The sequence below is a fragment of the Microcella sp. genome (assembly GCF_025808395.1).
Taxonomy (GTDB): Bacteria; Actinomycetota; Actinomycetes; order Actinomycetales; family Microbacteriaceae; genus Microcella.
Genome location: NZ_CP075524.1, coordinates 936,543 through 957,207, shown reverse-complemented (window position 1 = coordinate 957,207; position 20,665 = coordinate 936,543). Strand labels below are relative to the sequence as shown.

Genomic DNA, 20,665 nt, shown 5'->3' with positions numbered 1-20,665 from the left:
GTTCAGTCGAGCAGCCGCACGGTGTTGCTGCGCTCGCGCCCGTCGGCGCCGATCGTGACGAGCCAGTTGCGCCCGTTGGCGGTGACGGGCACCTCGATGCCTTCTCGGCGCACGGTGCCGAGGGCGGCGCACGGCAAACGGCTGGTTCCATCGCCGAGGTCGACATAGACGCACAGCCGGGGGCTGCCACTCGGCCGCTCACCGGCAATGAGCATCGCGATGGCCTGAATTCCACTGTCACGAAGAGCGGCAAGGTCTGCGCCCTCGGCAGAGAGGGGAATGACTACGGGGCCCATGAGCAAGCGTTCTGAGTGATCGATGAGATCGTCGGCCGTGATCTGTGGGTCGCGGTTTGCGGGAGCCGCCAACCAGTCAAGCACGCTGCTGATGAGCCCAACTTCGCCGTAGAGGGGTTGATTTCGGGCGATGCGTGGTTCGCCCTCAGGGCCCCAGATGGCGGTGTCGAATCCATCTCCAGGAAGCGAGGGCCGGTCGGGCAGGATGAGCCCGTCTCGCTCGAACCTCTCGGGGTAGGTGCACGCGCCACTGAGTCCCCATGAGCCGTCGCTCTCGGGGAGACTCGACATGAACAGACAGTAGGCGTCCCACTCGGTACTGCGGCCATCAGTAACGGTCGACACTCGTGCGACGACGATGACGCGATCGTCGTCGAGCTCAATGGCTCGGGGGCCTGTGGTGATGGGCCCGAACCCTCCAGCGTCGAGTCTGAGCGCCCAGTCGCGGTCGAGCTGGGTTTCTTCGCGCTCGAAGATCGCGAGCGGATCGGGGTCGGGCTGGTTGAGCACGTAGACGCCCGCGCCGAGGGAGAGTGCGGCTGCGGTGAGTCCGGCGATGCCTGTGGTGAGCATCCGTCGCCGGTGTCGGCGTTCGCTGTCGGTCAGCGCCTCGACGCCGGGGGCGCCCGCGGCCTCGGTGGCGCCGCGTTCGCTGGCGTGCGCTTCGGCGGCGGCGCGCTCGACCAGCTCGCGCTGCGCTCGCTCGTGCTCGGCCGCCGCTCGTCGTCGCAGCTCGGCGAGGGCCGCCACCGCTCGTGCGTGCTCGACTCGGCCTTGCTCTTCACCCGTCGTCGGTCGACCGTACGCCCAGCGTTCGAGCTGCGCGGCGTCGACCGTCGAGAGATCGTCACTCACGACGACAGTCAATCACGCACTCGTCTCCGCGCACTCGTCTCCGGGCGTTTGTCGGCGCGCGTTCGTCGCCGCGCGCAGGTGCCGCAGTGCCACCCTCACACGCTTCCACAACCGCGGAGCAGGTGAATCAGTCTCGTCCGCTCCGTTGTTGTGGAAGGCGGCCAGAGCGGGTTACGGCCTGCCGAGCTCCTGCATGAAGACGGTGTCGTCGGGCTTCCACTCGAGCAGCACACTGCTCTCGGCGGTGCGTGCCTGTGCGACGAGCCCATCGCGTTCGAACGCCACCCGCCCTGCGCACGTCACGCTCGCGCCGAGCTGCAATCGCTCGTCGCGAGACTCTTCGAGAAGGTGCACGCAATACGACCAGAGTGCGGTGTCGGCAGAGGCGACGAGCGCTCCGACTGCGCGCCACGACTCCGTCGTCGAGAGCACACGCACGATGAGCCGATCGTTCGGGTGCAACGCCCTGAGCAGCGAAGCGTTCGCAAGGTCGTCGTCGCTCGGCTGATTTGCGAAGAAGGCCTCTGCTGCGGGGGAGGACGGCACTCCGAGTGAGGAGTCGACATCTGGCAGCACCGAGACGGTCGGAGTGCCCGACGGCCCCCAGCCGATCACGAAGCGATTCGACACGCCTGAGAGGGTCGTCTGCAGGCCGTCGCGGGCGAAGGCCTCGTGGGTCGCGCACGCCGGCAGCCCGATCACCCGCACATCGACGAGCACCACGCAGACCTCGTTGCGCGGCCGCTCTCCGGGGGCCGTCGTCACGAAGCGATACGCCACGATCTGCGTCGAGTCGCGCTCGGCGATGACGCGGGGCGATGCACTGAGGCGCAGCCCGTCGAGCTGCAACTGAGTGCGCAGGTCGAGCTCTGCAGGGCTCGGCTCGCGAGCGAACACCGCGAGCGACGACGACTGCACGGGGCTCGACGTCAGCAGAGGAGCCAGACTCGCGGCGACGATGACCAGCAGCACGCTCGCGGCGACGATCGTGGCGGTGCGACGCCACCACGGGCGCTCTGCCGGGTCGAGCGCCGAACGAGCACTCGCACCTCGAGCCGAGTGCCCAGCCAGCACGTCGGGCACGGCCGGGGGTGCCTGCTCACCGGCGCGCGCAGCATGCTCGGCAGCCCTGCGGTCAAGTTCGCGCACGGCCGCTGCGGCCTTCTGCCGTTCACCCTCGCTCTGCGGGCGGCCGAACGCGAGGCGTTCGAGCTCGGCATCGAAGAGGCCCTTGACCACGTGGTTGAGCGCCTCGTCCCCACCAGCGGCATCGCCGGGCTCGGTCGGCATGCCCTCAGTCAACCGCACAGCGTCAGCGATCGGTAGTGCTGCCTCGCAGGCCGAGCTCGTCGTTCCAGAGCCACACCCAGGTGCGGGTGCCGTAGCTCGCCTCGAAGCGCAGGCCGTCGGAGGACATCCGTTCGTCGACGACGCACTCTGACGACCGCACCGCACCCTCTCTCGCACCGAGCGCTGGCAGGTCGACGATGCCGAGGCAGACGATGACACCGGTCTGCGGGTCGGTCGCGATCGCCGACCAGGCGGCGACGACACCCGGGTCGTCAGCCGGCCCGCCCTCGAGCGACGCCAGCGGCACGACGACGACGGGGCCGGCGCCGAGCGTGACATCGAGCGCGCCCAGCACCCGCCCGACCTCGCGGTCGATCTCGGACTGATCGACCACCAGGGCGTCGCGGTAGTCGCCGCGGGGCCCGGAACCGCCAGACGGGCCGACATCGAACGCCCCAGGCGTGCGTGCGATCAGCTCACCCTGAGGGCTCCAGTCGATCGCGTACAACCCCAGCAGCCCGTACAGGGTGGCGTCGAGGCCCGTGACGGCGAAGTCGTCATACGAGACGCACGACCAGTCACCGACCCCGTGCGGTTCGATGACGGCGACGCACACCAGGTCGAGAGGCCCATTGGCCCGGCTGCTCGACCGGTAGGCGACGATGGTCGCCATACCTGTTTCGACCAGGATGCTCGGCCCCGCGTCGACGCGCTGACCGATGCCCTGCAACTGGCCGCCGAGCAGCGTCTCGAACGTCGTGGGCTCGCGGTCGAATACCGTGAGGGCCCGCACGGCCCTGGGGGCCGACACGAGCAGCGCGACGGCCACGATCGCGGCGAGCACAATGCACGCCACGAGGGCGATCGTGATGCGCGTGATCCGCGTGCGCTTCTCGCTCTCGTCGCCCGTGCGCGGGTCGGTCGAGTCGGTGCCCGCAGCGTCTGCGGCCGCCGCGGCTGCAGCGCGCCGCCCGAGCTCGAGCATCGCCTCCTCAGCGCGCTCAGCGTCAGCCTCGGTCGCCTGCCGACCGAACGCCCAGGCTTCGAGCTGCGCGGTGTCGGCTGACACCACGTCGTCGGGCGGGTTCTGCTGCATGCTCGAAGTCAACCACGACCATCACCAAACTCGACGCCCCGCGAGGCACCCGAGCGTGAGCCCCGCAGGTCACTAGACTGGGGCGCTATGGGCGACGAGACGAGCGGGGCAGAGCTCGCGGGCTTCGACGCTCTCATGCCGGGCCCCACCGGTCGCCCGCTGCGCGACTTCGCCGAGCCGAAGCCGCTCAAGGGTCACGGCCCCGCGCGCATCATCGCCCTGTGCAACCAGAAGGGCGGCGTCGGCAAGACGACCACCACGATCAGTCTGGGTGCGGCGCTCGCCGAATACGGTCGCAAGGTGCTCGTCATCGACTTCGACCCGCAGGGCGCCCTCTCGGCCGGCCTCGGCATGCCGAGCCACGACGTCGTCACCATCTACGACCTGCTGCTGGGCCGTGAGAAAGACGCGCGCCGCGCAGTGCAGGCCACGGCCACCAAGAACCTCTACCTCATTCCCGCCAACATCGACTTGAGCGCGGCCGAAGTGCACCTCGTGAGCGAGGTGGCGCGCGAGCAGATTCTGGCGCGCGTGCTCGCGCCGATCGTGCCTGAGTACGACGTCATTCTCATCGACTGCCAGCCGAGCCTCGGCCTGCTCACCGTCAATGCGCTGACGGCGGCGCACGGGGTGCTGATTCCGCTCGAGTGCGAATACTTCGCCCTGCGCGGCGTCGCCCTGCTCGTCGAGACCATCGACAAGGTGCGCGAGCGCCTCAACCCGGCCATCGAGCTCGACGGCATTCTCGCGACCATGTACGACTCGCGCACCCTGCACTCGCGCGAAGTGCTCGAACGCGTCGTCGAGACCTTCGGTGAGAAGGTGCTCGAGACAGTCATCGGTCGCACCGTGAAGTTTCCCGATGCGACCGTCGCGGGCGCGCCGATCACGACCTTCGCGCCAGACCACCCGGCCGCGGCCGCGTATCGCCAGCTGGCTCGAGAGCTGATCGCGCGTGGCCAGGTCGCCTGAGCAGTCGGTGGGCGACGACTCGGGCACGGTGTCAGGCGGCTCGCTGGCCGGCGTCGTGAGTGCGACGCTCACCGAGCCGGCACCGTCGCCGACGGATGCTCCCGCAGGGTTTCGCGTCACGCTCGACGACTTCGACGGCCCGTTCGACCTGCTGCTCAGCCTCATCACGAAGCGCGAGCTCGACATCACCGAAGTGAGCCTCGGAGTCGTCACCGACGAGTTTCTCGCCTACCTGCGCGCGATGCAGACCGAGCACGGCTACGACAGCGAGCAGCTCGACGAGGCGAGCGAGTTTCTCGTCGTCGCCGTGACGCTGCTCGACCTCAAGATCGCGAGCCTGCTGCCGCAGGGCGAGCTCGTCGACGCCGAAGATGTCGCGCTGCTCGAAGCGCGCGACCTGCTGTTCGCGCGACTGCTGCAGTACCGAGCTTTCAAAGAGGTGTCGGCGTGGTTCGCACGGCGCATCGACGACGAGAGCTCCCGCCACGTGCGCTCGGTGCGCCTCGAAGACCAATACCGCGAGCGCACCCCCGAACTGCAGTGGACTCTCAGCCTCGATGACTTCGCCGCCCTCGCCCTGTTGGCGCTCACCCCGCGCGAGATTCCGGTGGTGGGGCTCGAGCACTTGCATGCCCCGCTCATCTCGATTCGCGAGCAGGCGGCGCACGTCGTTGCCCTGCTGCGTCAGGGCGAGCCGATGACGTTCCGGCAGCTCATCGCCGGAGCCGACCTCAAAGGCGTCATCGTCGCCCGCTTTCTGGCCCTGCTCGAGCTGTATCGCAACGCCGCCGTCGGCTTCGAGCAGCTCGAGCCGCTCGGTGAGCTCACCGTGCGCTGGACGGCCGAGAATTGGAGCGACGAGAACCTCGTGAACCTGGGAGCCGACTATGGCCAGTGAAGCCGAAACCGAAGAGCAGGGCATCCCGAACCACATCGACATCGCACGCGCGCTCGAAGCGATTCTCATGGTGGTCGACGAGCCGCAGAGCGTCGTCGGGCTCGCGAGCGCTGTCGGTCGCCCGGTGAAGGAGGTGCGCGCGGCGATCGCCGAGCTCGTCGCAGACTACGACGGCGAGGTGGGCGGCCCGCGCCGTGGCTTCGAGCTGCGCGAGGTCGGCGGAGGCTGGCGCATCTATGTGCGCGCAGAGCTCGACGACGTCGTGCGCGACTTCGTGCACACCCAGAACCCCTCGAAGCTCTCGCAAGCAGCACTCGAGACGCTCGCCGTCATCGCCTACAAGCAGCCCATCAGCCGCGGGGCGATCGCCTCGATTCGCGCCGTCAACGTCGACTCGGTCGTGCGCACGCTGCTCGGCCGCGGGCTCATCACCGAAGCGTTCACCGACAGCGAGACGGGCGCGATCCACTACGAGACCACCGACCTGCTCATGGTGCAGCTCGGCATCAACTCGCTCGACGAGCTGCCCAAGATCTCGCCGCTGCTCGACGACGGCAGTGAAGGATTCGACGATGTCAGATAAGCGCCGCGACAGAGACCTCGTGCCCGACGTCGAGATCGACTGGTCGAGCAACCAGCGCGCAGGTGACTCGCCGACGAGCGAACGGCTGCAGAAAGTGCTCGCGGCGGCGGGGGTGGCGAGCCGCAGGGTCAGCGAGCAACTCATCGCCGCCGGCCGAGTGACCGTCAACGGAGAAGTCGTCAGCGAACTCGGCAGCCGCGTCGAACCAGCGAGCGATCTCGTCGCCGTCGACGGCGTCGCCATTCAGCTCGACCCGACGAAGCGCTACATCATGTACAACAAGCCGACCGGCGTGGTCAGCTCGATGGCCGACGAGAGCGGGCGCCCCGACCTCCGCACCGTCGCCGCCGAGTTCGACGAGCGCCTGTTCAACGTGGGCCGGCTCGACGCAGAGACGAGCGGGCTGCTGCTGCTCACCAACGACGGGCCCCTCGCCAACGTGCTCTCGCACCCGCGCTACGGGGTCGAGAAGACCTACATCGCCAAAGTGCGCGGCTCGGTCAACCAGCAGACCCTGCGCACGCTCAAAGAGGGCGTCGAGCTCGACGACGGCCCCATTGTCGCCGACGCCGCCCGGCTGCTCGGCGCGCCGAGCCAGGGCCACTCGATGGTCGAGCTCACGCTGCACTCGGGCCGCAACCGCATCGTGCGGCGCATGCTCGCCGAAGTGGGCCACCCCGTCGTCGAACTCGTGCGACGGCAGTTCGGCCCGCTGCACTTGGGCGGCCTCGGCCTCGGAAAGACGCGAGAGTTGACGGATGCCGAACGCGGCGCCCTGCTCACGATCGCCCGGCAGCACGGTGTAGCGCCCGAGACCCCGGAGGCACCCGCATGACCGACCGCCGCCTCACCGAGCAGGTGCACATCATCGGAGCAGGCCTGCTCGGCACGAGCATCGGCCTCGCCCTCGCCGAAAAAGGTGCTCAGGCGACACTCACCGACGTCTCGCCCACGGCGGTGCGCCTCGCCGTCGACTACGGCGCCGGCCGCCCGCTGCGCAGCGACGATCGACCCGGGCTCATCGTCGTCGCGGTGCCGCCGGATGTCACGGCTGAGACGGTGGCCAGGGCGCTCGGAGAGCATCCGGATGCTCTCGTCACCGATGTCGCGAGCGTCAAAGGCAGCGTGCTCGCCGAACTGCACTCGCTCGGCGCCGACGTCAGCCGATACCTCGGCACGCACCCCATGGCGGGCCGAGAGCGCGGCGGGCCCATCTCGGCGCGCGCCGACCTGTTTCTCGGCCGCCCCTGGGTGCTCGCCGGTCACGACGCCATCAACTACCGCCGCGCTGGCGCGATCGAAGACCTCATTCTCGACGTCGGAGCAGTGCCGATCGAGATGACGGTCGACGAGCACGATCGCTCGGTGGCGCTCATCAGCCATGTTCCGCAGCTGGTCGCGAGCGCCATGGCCGCGCGGCTCACCGGCGGCTCGAACGGCGCCATCGGCCTCGCCGGGCAAGGGGTGCGCGACCTCACCCGCATCGCCTCGAGCGACCCGGGGCTGTGGGTGCAGATTCTCAGCGCCAACGCCGAACCGGTCTCGGGAATCCTCACCGCACTGCGCGACGACCTCGACACGGTGCTGCAGGCTCTCGCCGACCCCGACGCGGCGGGGGCGCGCCGGGCCATCGCCGACCTCATCGGGGCGGGCAATACGGGGGTCGCGCGCATTCCGGGCAAGCACGGAGACGACCGCCGATTCGCCCAACTCGTCGTCATGATCGACGACACCCCCGGTCAGCTCGCGAAGTTGCTCACCGAGATCGGCGAACTCGGCGTCAACATGGAAGACCTGCGGCTCGAGCACTCGCCGGGTGCACCGGTCGGGTTCGCCGAGGTGTCGGTTGTTCCTGAGTCAGAGAAGTTTCTCGTCGACGAGCTGCAGTCCCGTGGCTGGCGCATCGCCGGCGCGAGTTGACAGGCGAACAGCCCACCCCGCACCACCCCGCCCCGTACCATCCCGAACCATCCCGCACCACCCCGCACCGCTTCTCACCGAAAGGCCCCTCATGAGCGATCTGATCGTGGCCGTCGACGGCCCCGCCGGCAGCGGCAAGTCGAGCGTCAGCCGCGAGGCTGCTCGTCGCCTCGGGTTCGCCTATCTCGACACGGGTGCCGCATACCGTGCCCTCGCCTGGCACTGCCTCGATGAGGGGGTCGACCTCGACGACGCCGAGGCGATCGCCGCACGCGTCGCCGACTTCGACTATGACATCGGCATGAGCCCCGACCGCTACTTCGTGCGCGTCGGCGGCGAAGACATCACGCTCGACATTCGCGAGCCTCGTGTCTCGGCGGTCGTGAGCGCTGTCGCGCGCGTTCCCGAGGTTCGGGCCGTGCTCAACGAGCTCTTTCGACGCTTGATCGCGCAGCGCGACGAGGCGGGCGTCATCGTCGAGGGGCGCGATATCACCACGGTGGTGGCGCCCGACGCCGAGGTGCGCATTCTGCTGACAGCGGCACCGGAGGCTAGAATGGCCCGTAGGTCGGCTGAGGTGAGCGCCGAGTCGGCCGAGACGACCGCCCGGCAGCTCGCCGAGCGCGACGCACAAGACTCCCGAGTGGTCGACTTCATGACCGCGGCGGAGGGCGTCACGACTCTCGACTCCACCGATCTCGACTTCGAGCAGACGGTGCAGAGTCTCATCGACATTGTGCGCTTGAGGACACCATGACTGAGAACACCGCCCCGCGCGAGGGTGACGACGCCGAGTTCGTCGAACCTGAATTCGACAACGCGGAGGCCGCCGAGGCGGTTGCCGCGCGTCTCGCAGATCTCGACGACGATCTGGCGGCGAAGCGAGCGGATGCTCTGCGCGCCGGCCTCGCAGACTACGAGCTCGACGACGACGACATCGAGCTGCTCGAGGGTGCCGAGCTCGGCGACGACGGCATCATCACGATGCCGGCCCTGCCGGTGCTCGCGATCGTCGGGCGCCCCAACGTCGGCAAGAGCGCGCTCGTCAACCGCATTCTGGGCCGCCGTGAGGCGGTCGTCGAAGACACGCCGGGCGTCACGCGCGACCGGGTGACGTACAAGGCCGAGTGGAATACCCGTCGGTTCACCCTCGTCGACACCGGAGGGTGGGAGCCAGATGCGCGCGGCATCAACGCGTCGGTCGCCGCGCAGGCCGAGGTCGCGGTCGATCTCGCTGACGCCGTGCTGTTCGTCGTCGACGCCATCACGGGGGTCACGGCGACCGACGAGTTCGTCGTGTCGATGCTGCGCCGCTCGAACAAGCCGGTCATCGTCGCGGGCAACAAGGTCGACGACGTGCGCCAAGAGGCCGAAGCGGCTTCGCTGTGGAGTCTGGGGCTCGGTCAGCCGTGGCCGGTGTCTGCCCTGCACGGCCGCGGCGTCGCCGACCTGCTCGACCATGTGCTGACGGTGCTGCCCGAAGTGTCGGCGGTGGCGAAGCAAGAGTTCGGCGGGCCGCGCCGCGTCGCGCTGCTGGGCCGCCCCAACGTGGGCAAGTCGAGTCTGCTGAACAAGGCCGCGCGCGAAGAGCGCGTGGTCGTCAACGAGTTGGCGGGCACGACGCGCGACCCGATCGACGAGCAGATCGAGCTCGGCGGCAAGGTGTGGCGGTTTGTCGACACGGCGGGCATCCGTCGTCGCGTGCACTTGCAGCAGGGCGCCGACTTCTACGCTTCGCTGCGCACGGCCGCAGCGCTCGAGAAGGCTGAGGTCGCCGTCGTGCTCATCGACGTGACTGAGCCGTTGAGCGAGCAGGATGTTCGCATCATCGACCTCGTGCTCGAGTCGGGCCGGGCGCTCGTGCTCGCGTTCAACAAGTGGGATCTGCTCGATGACGAGCGCCGCCGCTATCTCGAGCGCGAGATCGACCAAGATCTGCACCACGTCTCGTGGGCTCCTCGGGTCAACATCTCGGCGCGCACTGGTCGGCACCTCGAGAAGCTCGTGCCCGCGCTCGAGGTCGCACTCGAGTCGTGGGATACCCGCATCGCGACCGGAAAGCTGAACGCTTTCGTCGCCGAGTTGACGGCCGCGCATCCGCACCCCGTTCGTGGCGGCAAGCAGCCGCGCATCTTGTTCGCGACGCAGGCGTCGACGCGCCCGCCGACCTTCGTGCTGTTCACGACCGGCTTTCTCGACCCGCAGTACCGTCGCTTCATCACGCGTCGCTTGCGCGAGGTCTGGGGATTCGAGGGCACCCCCATCCAGGTCAACATGCGTGTGCGAGAGAAGAGGAAACGCTAGAGCGCTTCCAGCAGAGGCCATTTCTGGCCTCTGCCTCGCACACGCCGCGATCCGTCTCGGATCGCGGGCAGAGAAAAGAGGAAGCGCTAGAGCGCTTCCAGCGAAGACCACCTCGCGTCTTCGCCACGCCACCGACCGCCTTCCTTGCCCCCACCCCGAGGGGGTCGGTGCTCCACCCGCGCAGACTCCCGAACTGTAGGAGGGTGAGCGCACATCGGCCCCGCCGACTCCTACACTTCGGGAGTCTGCGGGGAGTGAGCATGACTGCCGGATCCCCGCGGCGACGTACCCGCGTCTCACACGCGGCGCGCGCACGCGCTGCGAGCGCTGGGTCGCGCGAAGAGGGGCGGCGCGACGAGGGGCGGCGCGAAGAGGTGCGGCGCGAGGAACGACGCAGAGCACGTTCACCGAGCACCGAGCACGACCGCCGAGAACCGAGCACCACCGCCCAGCACGACCACCGAGCGCGGGCGCACTCTCATCATCCTCGCCTAGCCTGAACTCACCATGACCTACGACCCGCTGTCGAGCTCGCCACCGCCGCTGCCCTCGGGCGCCGCGCGCGACCCCGGCGACGCCTGGGTCGAGGGGCCAGACGGGCAGCGCTACTGGGGTCGCTTCGGGGCGGCAGGCTTGTTGGCGTGGCATGCCGATGCGGGCATCCTGTTGCAGCATCGCGCCGTCTGGTCGCACCATGGCGGCACGTGGGGGCTTCCCGGCGGGGCGCGCAACCAGCACGAGTCTGCGCACGACGCCGCGCTGCGCGAGGCGTATGAAGAGGCGGGCGTTCCGGCTGACGCGGTCACGCCGCTGTTCGAGAGCGAACTCGACCTGGGCTTCTGGTCATACACGACTGTCGCGGTGCGAGTGGTGCGGCTGTTTGCTCCGATCGTGGCTGACGCCGAGAGCGTCGCCCTGCGCTGGGTGCCCCTCAGCGAGGTGGATGCTCTACCCCTGCACCCCGCCTTCGACACCGCCTGGCCGACGCTCCGCCAGCGGCTGCACGAGCACGCCGAAGGCTAGGGCGTCTCGGGCTCGGAGTCTTCGAGTCGTTTCAGCACCTCGAGCGCGTCGTCGGCGGCGTCGCGAAACGGGTGCAGCACGGCCGAAATGGTGCCGTCGGCGAGGGCCTCGCGGTAGAGACTCTCGGCCTCGTCGGTGTGCACCGTGACCGCGATCGGGCACGTCGCGCCGTGGCGACGCAACGCTGCGGCGAGCACCAGGTTGGTGTCGGCATCGGGAAGCGTGCTGATGATCCAGCGCGCGTGCCGAATGGGCAGCGCTTCAGGAAACTCTGTGCTGTTCGCGTCGCCGAACACGACAGACACGGTGCCGTCGAGCTGCTCAGTCTCGATCTCGACCCGTGCATACGGATCCCACTCGACGACGAGCACCGAGCACCCGCTCTGCACGAGTTCGCGCACCAACTGACCGCCGAAGCGGCCGTGCCCGTAGACGATGGCGTCATAGCGTTCAGAGTCGAACTGCTGCTCGGGCAGGGTGGTGCGGCGTTCGAAGATGCGCAGGGCGGGTTCGAGCCACGAGTAGAGCTGCTTCGAGTACAAGATCATGTAGGTCGAGCCGGCGATGGTGATGAGGCCGACGAGGGTGACGAGCCCGACGATGCCGTCGTCGACCTGCCCGAGGTCGCGCCCGAGTGCGATGAGGATGAGACTGAACTCGCTGATCTGCGCGACCGCGAGCCCGGCGAGAAAGCCGACCCTGCTCGGGTAGCCCATGGCGCCCATGATGACGAGCACGATGATCGGGTTGCCGATGAGCACGAACAGCGAGAAGACGATGGCGGCCGGAATCTGCGCGCCAATCTGGCTGAAGTCGAGCTGCGCACCGAGCACGATGAAGAAGAACAAGAGCAGAAAGTCACGTAAGCCGCTCAGCGAGGCGGCGATCGATTCACGGTATCGCGTCGAGGCGAGGGCGAAGCCGGCGAGAAAGGCTCCGACTTCGATCGAGAAGCCCAGAAAGTCGGTGATGGCGGCGAGCATGACGGCCCACGCGACGCTCCACACGATGAGCAGCTCTTGCGAGGTCGCCAACTGCTTCAGCAGCCACGGCAGCACCCACCGCATCATGAGAAACAGTCCGATGAAGATGCCGCCCGCACTCAGCACAAGCCTCAGCACTTGGTCGCCGATCGGGGCATCGCCGCCGCCCGCGAAACTGGTGAGGGCGATCATGGCGACGATGACGACGATGTCTTGCACGATCAAGAAGCCGAGTGCGATGCGCCCGTGCAGCTCGTCGAGCTCGCGCTTGTCGCTCAACAGCTTGACGATGATGATCGTCGACGAGAACGTGAGCGCCACGGCGACGTAGAGCGCGGCGATGGGGTCGAGCCCGAACAGCAGCGCGATGCCGAACCCGATCGCCGAGGTGAACACCACCTGACCGAGCCCGGTGAGCAGTGCGACGGTGCCGATCGAGCGGATGAGGTTGACGTCGAGCTTGAGCCCGACGAGAAACAGCAGAATGGCGATGCCGATTTCGGCGAACAGTTCGAGCGGCTCTACTTCGGCGACCCAGCCGAGCACGCTGGGCCCGACGACGATGCCGACGAGAATGAACGCGATGATGAGGGGCTGCCTCGCGCGGTGTGCGAGAAACGCGACGAGACCTGCGACGGCCAAGATGGCCGCGGTCAGGCCGAAGGTGTCGAGTTCGAGGTGCACACGCTCACGCTAGCAACACCCGATCGCCGTCACCGAGGCGGGGGAGGAGGGGCCACCTCGTCGGCGATCGCGGGCACCGGAACAGCATCCGCTGCGATCGTCGGCGGCCGCCGGTCGGGCTGGGTGACGAGCGCGCACCCGAGCAGAATGAGCGCGAAGCCCACGACTGTGAAGATCGTGATCGGCTCTGAGAGCACAAGCGCGCCGGCGATGACGGCCACGGCGGGGTTCACGTAGGTGATGGCGGTCATGCGAATCGGCCCGATCTCGGCGATGAGCGCGAACATGAGCAGAAACGCGACGGCGCTGCACAGCACGGCGAGCACGAGCACGGCGCTGATCACGGGCGCTGACGGCACCTCGGTCGGCCACCCGCCCGTCACCGCGACGACGGGTACATAAATGAGCGCACTCGCGGTCAGTGCGAGCGCCATGACGCCGACGCCGGGCAGGTCGTGCATGTATCGCGAGAGGATGGCCGGGCCGAGCGCATAGCCGACGACGACGACGATGAGCATGGCGACGCTGCCGCTGTCTGAGGCGTCGATCTCGAAGCCGACGATCGCGGCGACTCCGGCCGTGCCGAGGGCGATGCCCACCCAGTTGCGGCCGGTGAGCCGGTCGCGTCGTCCCATGAGAAAGGCGATGCCGACGGCGACGATCGGGATGCTCGACAGCAGCAGCCCGGTGGTCGAGCTCGGCAACCGCACTTCGGCGGCGCCAAGAAAGTACCAGGGCAGCACGATCTCGATGACGGCGAAGATCAGCAGGGGCCGCCAGCGCACGAGCACCGACCGCACGGCATTGCGGTGCAAGGCGATGGGCAGCAGCAGCGCTGCCGCGAGCGCGCAGCGGGCGAGGGCCAGAAACTCGGGGCTGAGCTCGCCGACCGCGATCTTGATGAACAGGTAGGGAACCCCCCACACCACGCCGAGCGCGATGAACAGCACCAGCCCTCGACGCGTCACGACTGCACCGCCGTCGACACGCGCATGACGGGTCGAGCGTCTGTGACGCGCGCGCCGACCTCGACGAAGCCGGCGTCGCTGAACAGCGCTGCGGTGCCGGTGTTGAGGCCGCTCGGCTTCAACGTGGATCTCGTGCTCGCGGGGTTCGCGGCCTGCGCGTCTGCGTCGACGGGGTAGGCCTCGACGATGGCCGCACCCGCTGCGGCGGCGTGCGCCACCGCTGCTGCGAGCAGCGCACGCGCGACGCCGGTGCCGCGGTGGTCGGGCACGACGATGAAGCACACGATCGACCAGACACCGGCATCGCCGAAGTCGCTGTCGGGCACGGCGCCCGCGATGGCTTTGGTGCGCGACAGCCGCACGAAGTCGGCGCGCGGACCGGCGCCGACCCAGCCGATGGGCTCGTCGCCGAGGCGGGCGATCAGCCCGCGCAGCGTGCGGGCGGCATGGTCGCCCTGCGAGGCGGTGCGTCGGTCGGCGTCGTCGAGCACGGCGGCTTCAGCGTTGGTCGTGAGCCACCAGCGGCACGAGCAGTGTCGCGACGCGGCTGTCGAGTCGAACAGCCGCTCGACTGACGCCCAGGGCACGTCGGCGGCGGGCGCGATGGTCAACGCGGTCATGGCGAAACGTTAGCGGGGTTCGCCGACACTGGGCAGCAGGGCGAGCATGTGCTGGGTGATGAGCGGCGCGAGTCGGTGCTGGTCGAACTCGCTGGGGTGCATCCACGTCACGGCGTCGATCTCGGCGTCGGCGACGACCGGGTGCTCGATGCGCGCACGAAAGACGTCGGCGATGAGCGTGGCGCCCGCTTCGTTGGCGGCGTCGGTGGTGAAGGTGCCGAGCGGTTCGAGCTCGTCGGGGTCGAGGCGCACGCCGAGTTCTTCGAGCAGTTCGCGTGCGAGCGTCTCGGCTGCAGTCTCGCCCGGTTCGGGCTTGCCGCCGGGCTGCATCCACACGTGCGTGCCCCGTTTGCGCACGACGAGCAGTCGGCCGGCGTCGTCGACCGCGAGCACCGCCGACACGCGAATGACGGTGCCCTGGGCCGCGACCCCCCGCGCTGCCCCCGGCTGAGGCGTCGCGGCTGTGCCGTCGCGCGTCGTCTCGCTCACCGGCGCTGGTCGATGATGGTCGTGATGGCGATGCGGATGCCCCGCTCGAGCTCATCGAGCGTGAACCGCGGGTCGCCGCCGAGCTGCGGCGTCGCCGGCACGTGGATGAATCCGACCCGAAGCGTCACATCGTCCTCACCCGAAACCACCTCCGCCCGCGCAGCGGCGCGCTGCTCGGCGATGCCGAGTGCGGCATACATGACGGCGTTGCAGACGTAGGTTCCGGCGCTGAGCGACACTTCGGCTGGGATGCCGGCCTGACTGATCGCGTCGGCGATGTGCTTGACGGGTAGCAGCGTGAAACGGGCGGCGGGCCCGTGCGGCTCGAGCGGAGCATCCGTCGGCTGGGCTCCGTCGTTGTCGGCGATGCTCGCATCGGCGAGGTTGAGAGCGACGCGTTCAGGCGTGATGGCGTGCCGGTTCTCGGCGAGCCCGAGCATGACGACGATGTCGGGGTGGTGGGCGTCGATGGCGGCGGCCAGCAGCCCAGGTGCGTTCGCGAATGACACCGGCAGCACGTCGCCGACAATGCGGCAATCGGGATGCCCGAGCTCAGTCAGCCGCCGCACCAGCTCTGCGCTGGGGTTGAGGGCGGCGCCGTTGAAGGGCTCGAACCCGGTGACGAGCACGGTCGGCAGGCGGTCGGCAGGCAGGCTCATGCGTTCAGCCTGTCACGAGTCACCGAGCGCGAGTGTGCTCACGCGCTCAGCGCGCTGCTCAGTGCGTCGCCGAGGGCTCGACTCTTGCTGGGCATCTCTCGTGCGTCGCGGTCGATACTGTCGGGTGGGTGGAGCAGATACTCCGGCCCGGCGCGGGTGATTTCCCATCCGTTATTGTGGGCGAGCAGGTGGTGATGTCGGCAGAGGAGGATTCCGTCTGCGATGTCGGTTCTTCCGCGGTCGCGGTGCCAGTGCTCAATGTGGTGCGCTTCTGTCCAAGAAGGGGGACGTTCGCAGCCGGGCCAGCGGCATCCTCCGTCGCGGGCGGCGAGGGCGAGGCGTTGTGCTCGTGTGAAGAGGCGCCGTTCACGCCCCAGGTTCAAAGGTTGTCCGGCGTTCTCGGGAGCACCGTCGACGGTGAGGGTGATGGTGCCGGCTGTGCAGGCGTGTCGTTCGATGGTGGCGATCGAGACCGGGTCGGGGTGGCCTTCGATGAACCCACGACCAGTGCGAGTGGCGAGAGCGGTGGCGGCGACGATCATGCGCACCCCGATCGGGGCATCGCCGAGCAGATGTGTGGTGTCGGCGGCAGCTCCCTGCCGCAGTAGTTCGGCGAACACATCACTAGCGCGCTGCTCGAGAGTGCGCGTGTCAGCCAACTCAGCCGCCGTGCTCGATGTGGCGTTGCGCCCGCTGTCGCAGGTTGCCCTCTCGTCGGCACCGCTCTCATCGGAACTGGTGAAGTGTGGGCTAGTGCGGCGGGGTGAGGTGACGCGGTCGAACACGTCGCTGACGAGGGCGAAGGTTTCAGGGTCGAGCACCCAATGGGCGTACCCCATTCCGTCAGCACGACGCCCAAGCCGGAAGGAGCGTTGCTCGCGGCGGACTTCTTCACGCTCCGCAACACCAGCCGCATCGAGGTCATCCCGTGCCGCGCGTGCTTCACGACCCGCTCGGTCTGCATCGAGCCCCTCGATGCGCGGAAGCAGAGCAGCGGCAGCCTGGTCGAGGTCATCAGCGCTGACACCCCCGCCCACTCGGCCCAGCCCGGTGCTCACGGCGTCAGCAACGGCAACACTGACGCGCCCCTGGATGACGGCCGCACCGAGCACGCTCTGCTCCTCAGCACCGACAGTGGTGCCGACACGCACCGCCGTGCGGGCATCCACCACGCGGGTTCCGGTCGTGACGCGCACGAGCTCTTCGGCGGTGCGGTGCCCGGTGCGCTGCGCGAGCCCTTCAGAGCCCAACTCGGGGGTCGAGCGGCGGGCGATCTCGCCCGCCAACAGCGACACATGCAGTTGCGCCAGTCGCACCTCTTCTGCCGCCAGACGGGTGAGATCAAGCAACGCCTCATCAGCCAGCGCACGATACGACTCGAGAGCACGAGGGACAGCAGTGAGAGCATCCACCGCCACCGACATCGCTGACGCGATCACGCCGCTCACCTCCCTCTGCCGTTCGGTGATTCGAACATAGCTTCGACCACCGACACGCAGACGGCACGAGCACCACCTGTGGAACAACCGCCCTCAGACGCTCGGCGGCTGCTTGCGGCCCGAGATCGTGAAGAAGACCACTCCGAGGGCGAGAAACGTGATGCCGAGCGCGATGTTGTCGGGCATCGTGAGGCTGAAGACGACTCCGACGATGAAGAAGGTGAGCCCGAGGCTCATGAGCGCGAGGCGGCCGCCCGATGCCCCGGTGCCTCGTGGCCCGTCGGTCGGCGGTTCGCTCATGCTGTCACGCTACCGGCAGGTTCGCGCACGCGCACCTCGACGTTCGCGCCGACGCCTCGCCATTCGATCGCGGCGAGGCATGCGGCGAGTGCGATGAGCACTCCCGCGAGCTCGAACCCTTCTTCAACAGCGAGCAGCACCTGGTACCAGAACTCGACGACCGGGTCGCCCGACCCCGCCCTCATGACGAGCCCTCCGACCCCTTCGAGCACGATCGCCCCGAACAGAAACACCGCGCCGCCGACGATGAGCCAGCGCCGCAGCCGAGCGTCGATGCGGCGGGCAACGATGAGCAGCATGATTCCGGCGATGAGGGCGATCGGGATGCCCACGAGCAGCCAGTCGACGGTGGGCAGCCGTTCGAGCCCGAGTGCGCGGGGCCACGTCGACAGCGACTCGTGCAGTTGGGCGGTCTCGTCGATCGAGAGCAGCAGGGCGACGGCGGCGAGCACGGCGTAGGGCTGCGCGGGCCTTCCAGCGCGATGGTGCAGGGCGGCGAGCACGGCGAGCGTGACGCCGACGGCGGCCATGAGCGCGGCCGTGTACCAGGCCCAGGCGGTGTATTCGGCCCCGGCGTAGAACAGTCGGCTGAGCTGCCCGGCGAGGGCGCGGGCATAGCCGGGCAGGTCGCCGAGTGCGACCAGTATCTGCGCCGCGACACCGACGACGAGCATGATCACCCCGGCGACGGCGAGCCCCCGCAGCAGGGCGGGCGACGCGAGTGAGCGCCAGGGGTTCGCGTCACCGTCAGTCACGCGTTCACCCTAACTGCGCAGGGCTCGTCTCAGGAGTAGCGTCAGCACATGCCCGCTTCGCAGCACCACGCCAGCGCCGCCCCTGTGCTGCTCTCTGCGCACCGCACTCGACTGGTGCTGCTCGTGGTGAGCATCTCGCTCATGACGGTCGTGAGTGCCGTGAGCGGGCTCAATGTGGCGCTGCCGAGCCTCGCCCGCGCGACGGGTGCGAGCCAGACCGAGCTGACCTGGATCGTCGACGCCTACACCGTCATCTTCGCGGGCCTCCTGCTCGCCTCCGGCGCGATCGGCGACCGTGTGGGTCGCAAGGGAATTCTGCTCGTCGGTCTTGCCATCTTCGGTGTGGCGGCGGCGGCCGCGGCCTTCGTCGAGACTCCGAGCGCGCTCATCGCGCTGCGTGCCGTGATGGGCATCGGTGCGGCGGCGATCATGCCGACGACGTTGTCGGTCATCACGACGACGTTTCCGCTCGACCAGCGACCGAAGGCGGTCGGAGTGTGGGTGGGCGTGGCCGGCGGCGGTGCAGCGATCGGGGTGTTCGTGGCAGCCCTGCTGCTGCAGTGGTTCGAGTGGCCGTCGTTCTTCTGGCTCAACGTGGGGCTCGCGACTGACGGCTTCGTGGGCACGGCGCTCGTGGTTCCGCCGGGTCGAGCTGAGCATCCACCTCGATTCGATGGGTTCGGCGCCGTGCTGAGCCTGCTCGCCGTCGGGGGAATCGTGTTCGGCATCATCGAGATTCCTGAACGGGGTGCAGACGACCCGCTCGCACTCGGAGTGCTTGCCGCGGGTCTCGCCGCGCTCGTGGCGTTCGTACTGTGGGAGTGGCGTGTCTCTGCACCGCTGCTCGACCCGCGCCTGTTCGCGGTGCGCGGTTTCGGCATGGGCAGCCTGTCGCTCGCGGTGCAGTTCTTCGCCGCGTTCGGCTTCTTCTTCGCGGCGCTGCAGTATCTGCAGTTCGTGGCGGGGCTGAGCCCGCTGTGGGCGGCGGCGTGCCTGCTGCCGATGCCGTTCATTCTCATTCCGCTCGCGCGCTTCTCGCCGCGCCTCGCCGAGCGCTTCGGCTACCGCCGTGTCGCCCCGGTCGGGCTGCTGCTGATCGCGGCCGCGTTCGTGGTCTTCTCGCGGCTCGAGGTCGAGCTGAACTACGCCGTCTTCGGCACCGGCATCGTGCTGTTCGCGATCGGCATGGCCCTGTCGGGTGCTCCGTCGACGACGGCGATCACGCAGTCGCTGCCGTCTGGCAAGCAGGGCGTGGCGTCGGCTGTCAACGACACGGCGCGCGAATTCGGCAGCGCGCTCGGCATCGCGGTGCTCGGCAGCATCTTGACGGCCACCTACAAATCGGGGGTTCAGGATGCGATCGCGGGCCTGCCGCCCGCGATCGGCTCGGCCGTCGAGTCGTCGATCGCGTTCACCCAATCAGATCGGGTCGCCGAGTTCGGAGCCGCCGCCCAGCCCGTCATCGACGCAGCCAAGTCAGCCTTTCTCGACGGTGTCACGTCGGCCCTGCTGGTCGCGGCTGTCGTGCTCGCCGTCACGGCGGCGATCACGGTGACGTTCGGGCCGCGGCGGGCGCCAGCACCCGCGCCCCTGCACTAGACTCTTCTACGGCCCGCGCACCATCGGGCCGGCCACGGGCTGTGGCGCAGCTTGGTAGCGCACTTGACTGGGGGTCAAGGGGTCGCAGGTTCAAATCCTGTCAGCCCGACCGAATGCGAAAGGGCCGTCCTACGGACGGCCCTTTCGCATGTCATCAGCAGTGCGACATTGCACCAGCGAGCCGGTGGGGACGAATCCTGTCAGCCCGCCCCGTCACCTCGAGACCTCAGGGCGCCGGCGGCAGTGAGGCCTGGCGCAGCCAGCGCTCGACCCCGGCGACGTGCGCGGTGGCGAGTGAGATGGCGAGCCCTGAGTCGTGCTGGCTGATGGCGTCGGCGATGGCGCGGTGCTCGGCGAGGGTGCGTTCGACCGCGCCTTCTTCGGTGAGCCCTCGCCAGATGCGGGCGCGCACCGTCTGGCCGCTGAGGCTCTCGATGAGGCTGGCGAGGTAGGCATTGCCGGCGAGCTGCGCTATCTCTCGGTGAAAGCGCACGTCGTGCTCGACCAGTTCGTCGAGTCTGACCGAGGTAGGGTCGATCGTCTCGACTTCGCGCTGCAGGGCGGCGATCGCGGCCTCATCGGCGAGCGCTGCCGCCATGCCGGTCGCTTGCGATTCGAGTATGCGGCGCACGTGAAAGATCTCGAGCAGCGAGTCGTCGTTGTGCAGGTCGGCGACGAACGAGATCGCTTCGAGCAGCAGTCGTGGTTCGAGGCTCGTGACGTAGGTGCCGTCTCCGCGGCGCACGTCGAGCACGCCCATGACTTCGAGAGCCTTGACGGCTTCTCGCATCGAGTTGCGTGAGAGGCCGAGTCGTTCGGCGAGTTCTTTCTCGGGCGGAAGCCGGTCGTCGGGAGCGAGTTCACCCGCGACGATCATCGCTTTGATGCGTTCGATCGCGTCATCTGTGACAGCCACGTCAACCATCATACTG

The 20,665-nt window shown here is 68.7% G+C and carries 21 protein-coding genes and 1 tRNA gene; 10 read left to right on the top strand and 12 right to left on the bottom strand.

What is annotated here, in order from left to right:
• Positions 1 to 2: 2 nt before the first annotated feature.
• The 3 genes from KIT89_RS04715 to KIT89_RS04705 all read right to left on the bottom strand — a co-directional run bounded on the left by KIT89_RS04715 (position 3) and on the right by KIT89_RS04705 (position 3,537).
• The gene (locus tag KIT89_RS04715; RefSeq protein ID WP_297603468.1) at positions 3 to 1,151 is read right to left on the bottom strand and encodes a hypothetical protein; all 1,149 of its coding nucleotides are present in this window, start codon (positions 1,149 to 1,151) and stop codon (positions 3 to 5) included.
• 171 nt (positions 1,152 to 1,322) lie between these two features.
• The gene (locus KIT89_RS04710) at positions 1,323 to 2,441 is read right to left on the bottom strand and encodes a hypothetical protein (protein WP_297603467.1); all 1,119 of its coding nucleotides are present in this window, start codon (positions 2,439 to 2,441) and stop codon (positions 1,323 to 1,325) included.
• Positions 2,442 to 2,463: 22 nt separating this feature from the next.
• Positions 2,464 to 3,537, bottom strand: a complete 1,074-nt coding sequence (locus KIT89_RS04705) for a hypothetical protein (protein WP_297603466.1) — start codon at positions 3,535 to 3,537, stop codon at positions 2,464 to 2,466.
• 87 nt (positions 3,538 to 3,624) lie between these two features.
• On the opposite strand from KIT89_RS04705, the gene KIT89_RS04700 reads away from it, so the two are divergent.
• The 8 genes from KIT89_RS04700 (at position 3,625) to KIT89_RS04665 (ending at position 11,237) form a co-directional block, all read left to right on the top strand.
• The gene (locus KIT89_RS04700) at positions 3,625 to 4,509 is read left to right on the top strand and encodes a ParA family protein (protein ID WP_297603465.1); all 885 of its coding nucleotides are present in this window, start codon (positions 3,625 to 3,627) and stop codon (positions 4,507 to 4,509) included.
• A 55-nt stretch (positions 4,510 to 4,564) separates the two neighbouring features.
• On the top strand, positions 4,565 to 5,407 hold the full coding sequence (locus KIT89_RS04695; RefSeq protein ID WP_297603903.1) for a ScpA family protein: 843 nt from the start codon (positions 4,565 to 4,567) through the stop codon (positions 5,405 to 5,407).
• A complete protein-coding gene (scpB, locus tag KIT89_RS04690) occupies positions 5,397 to 5,990 on the top strand; it encodes an SMC-Scp complex subunit ScpB (RefSeq protein ID WP_297603464.1) in 594 nt (197 codons plus the stop codon). Before KIT89_RS04695 ends, scpB begins: the two co-directional genes overlap by 11 nt.
• Entirely contained in the window at positions 5,980 to 6,825 is an 846-nt protein-coding gene (locus tag KIT89_RS04685) for a pseudouridine synthase (RefSeq protein WP_297603463.1), read from the top strand. The genes scpB and KIT89_RS04685 overlap by 11 nt, the downstream gene beginning before the upstream one ends.
• Complete coding sequence (locus KIT89_RS04680; RefSeq protein WP_297603462.1) at positions 6,822 to 7,910, top strand: prephenate dehydrogenase; 1,089 nt, start codon at positions 6,822 to 6,824, stop codon at positions 7,908 to 7,910. The genes KIT89_RS04685 and KIT89_RS04680 overlap by 4 nt, the downstream gene beginning before the upstream one ends.
• A 91-nt stretch (positions 7,911 to 8,001) precedes the next feature.
• The gene (gene cmk, locus KIT89_RS04675; protein WP_297603461.1) at positions 8,002 to 8,667 is read left to right on the top strand and encodes a (d)CMP kinase; all 666 of its coding nucleotides are present in this window, start codon (positions 8,002 to 8,004) and stop codon (positions 8,665 to 8,667) included.
• On the top strand, positions 8,664 to 10,214 hold the full coding sequence (der, locus tag KIT89_RS04670) for a ribosome biogenesis GTPase Der (RefSeq protein ID WP_297603459.1): 1,551 nt from the start codon (positions 8,664 to 8,666) through the stop codon (positions 10,212 to 10,214). Before cmk ends, der begins: the two co-directional genes overlap by 4 nt.
• Before the next feature lie 507 nt (positions 10,215 to 10,721).
• The gene (locus tag KIT89_RS04665; RefSeq protein ID WP_297603458.1) at positions 10,722 to 11,237 is read left to right on the top strand and encodes an NUDIX domain-containing protein; all 516 of its coding nucleotides are present in this window, start codon (positions 10,722 to 10,724) and stop codon (positions 11,235 to 11,237) included.
• Here KIT89_RS04665 and KIT89_RS04660 read toward each other — a convergent pair.
• From KIT89_RS04660 to KIT89_RS04625, 8 genes are all read right to left on the bottom strand, one after another.
• The gene (locus tag KIT89_RS04660; RefSeq protein WP_297603457.1) at positions 11,234 to 12,904 is read right to left on the bottom strand and encodes a cation:proton antiporter; all 1,671 of its coding nucleotides are present in this window, start codon (positions 12,902 to 12,904) and stop codon (positions 11,234 to 11,236) included. The genes KIT89_RS04665 and KIT89_RS04660 overlap by 4 nt on opposite strands.
• Before the next feature lie 29 nt (positions 12,905 to 12,933).
• Complete coding sequence (locus KIT89_RS04655; RefSeq protein WP_297603456.1) at positions 12,934 to 13,872, bottom strand: DMT family transporter; 939 nt, start codon at positions 13,870 to 13,872, stop codon at positions 12,934 to 12,936.
• Positions 13,869 to 14,492: a GNAT family N-acetyltransferase gene (locus KIT89_RS04650; RefSeq protein ID WP_297603455.1), complete on the bottom strand. Its 624-nt coding sequence runs from the start codon at positions 14,490 to 14,492 to the stop codon at positions 13,869 to 13,871. The genes KIT89_RS04655 and KIT89_RS04650 overlap by 4 nt, the downstream gene beginning before the upstream one ends.
• 9 nt (positions 14,493 to 14,501) lie before the next feature.
• Positions 14,502 to 14,981, bottom strand: coding sequence for an NUDIX domain-containing protein (locus KIT89_RS04645; RefSeq protein ID WP_297603454.1), 480 nt, complete (start codon positions 14,979 to 14,981; stop codon positions 14,502 to 14,504).
• Positions 14,978 to 15,640: a pyroglutamyl-peptidase I gene (locus KIT89_RS04640; protein WP_297603453.1), complete on the bottom strand. Its 663-nt coding sequence runs from the start codon at positions 15,638 to 15,640 to the stop codon at positions 14,978 to 14,980. The genes KIT89_RS04645 and KIT89_RS04640 overlap by 4 nt, the downstream gene beginning before the upstream one ends.
• 38 nt (positions 15,641 to 15,678) lie before the next feature.
• On the bottom strand, positions 15,679 to 17,079 hold the full coding sequence (locus KIT89_RS04635; protein ID WP_297603452.1) for an HNH endonuclease signature motif containing protein: 1,401 nt from the start codon (positions 17,077 to 17,079) through the stop codon (positions 15,679 to 15,681).
• Between the two features lie 93 nt (positions 17,080 to 17,172).
• Positions 17,173 to 17,379 carry a hypothetical protein gene (locus KIT89_RS04630; RefSeq protein ID WP_297603451.1) on the bottom strand — a complete coding sequence of 69 codons (207 nt, stop codon included), beginning with the start codon at positions 17,377 to 17,379 and terminating at the stop codon, positions 17,173 to 17,175.
• Positions 17,376 to 18,134 carry a hypothetical protein gene (locus KIT89_RS04625; RefSeq protein ID WP_297603450.1) on the bottom strand — a complete coding sequence of 253 codons (759 nt, stop codon included), beginning with the start codon at positions 18,132 to 18,134 and terminating at the stop codon, positions 17,376 to 17,378. The genes KIT89_RS04630 and KIT89_RS04625 overlap by 4 nt, the downstream gene beginning before the upstream one ends.
• 48 nt (positions 18,135 to 18,182) lie before the next feature.
• Between KIT89_RS04625 and KIT89_RS04620 the strand changes: the two genes are divergently transcribed.
• Positions 18,183 to 19,733, top strand: coding sequence for an MFS transporter (locus KIT89_RS04620; RefSeq protein ID WP_297603448.1), 1,551 nt, complete (start codon positions 18,183 to 18,185; stop codon positions 19,731 to 19,733).
• A gap of 35 nt (positions 19,734 to 19,768) precedes the next feature.
• Positions 19,769 to 19,842 (top strand) — tRNA-Pro (locus tag KIT89_RS04615).
• Between the two features lie 117 nt (positions 19,843 to 19,959).
• Here the strand turns inward: KIT89_RS04615 and KIT89_RS04610 are convergent.
• Positions 19,960 to 20,649 carry a FadR/GntR family transcriptional regulator gene (locus KIT89_RS04610; protein ID WP_297603446.1) on the bottom strand — a complete coding sequence of 230 codons (690 nt, stop codon included), beginning with the start codon at positions 20,647 to 20,649 and terminating at the stop codon, positions 19,960 to 19,962.
• Positions 20,650 to 20,665 lie beyond the last annotated feature (16 nt).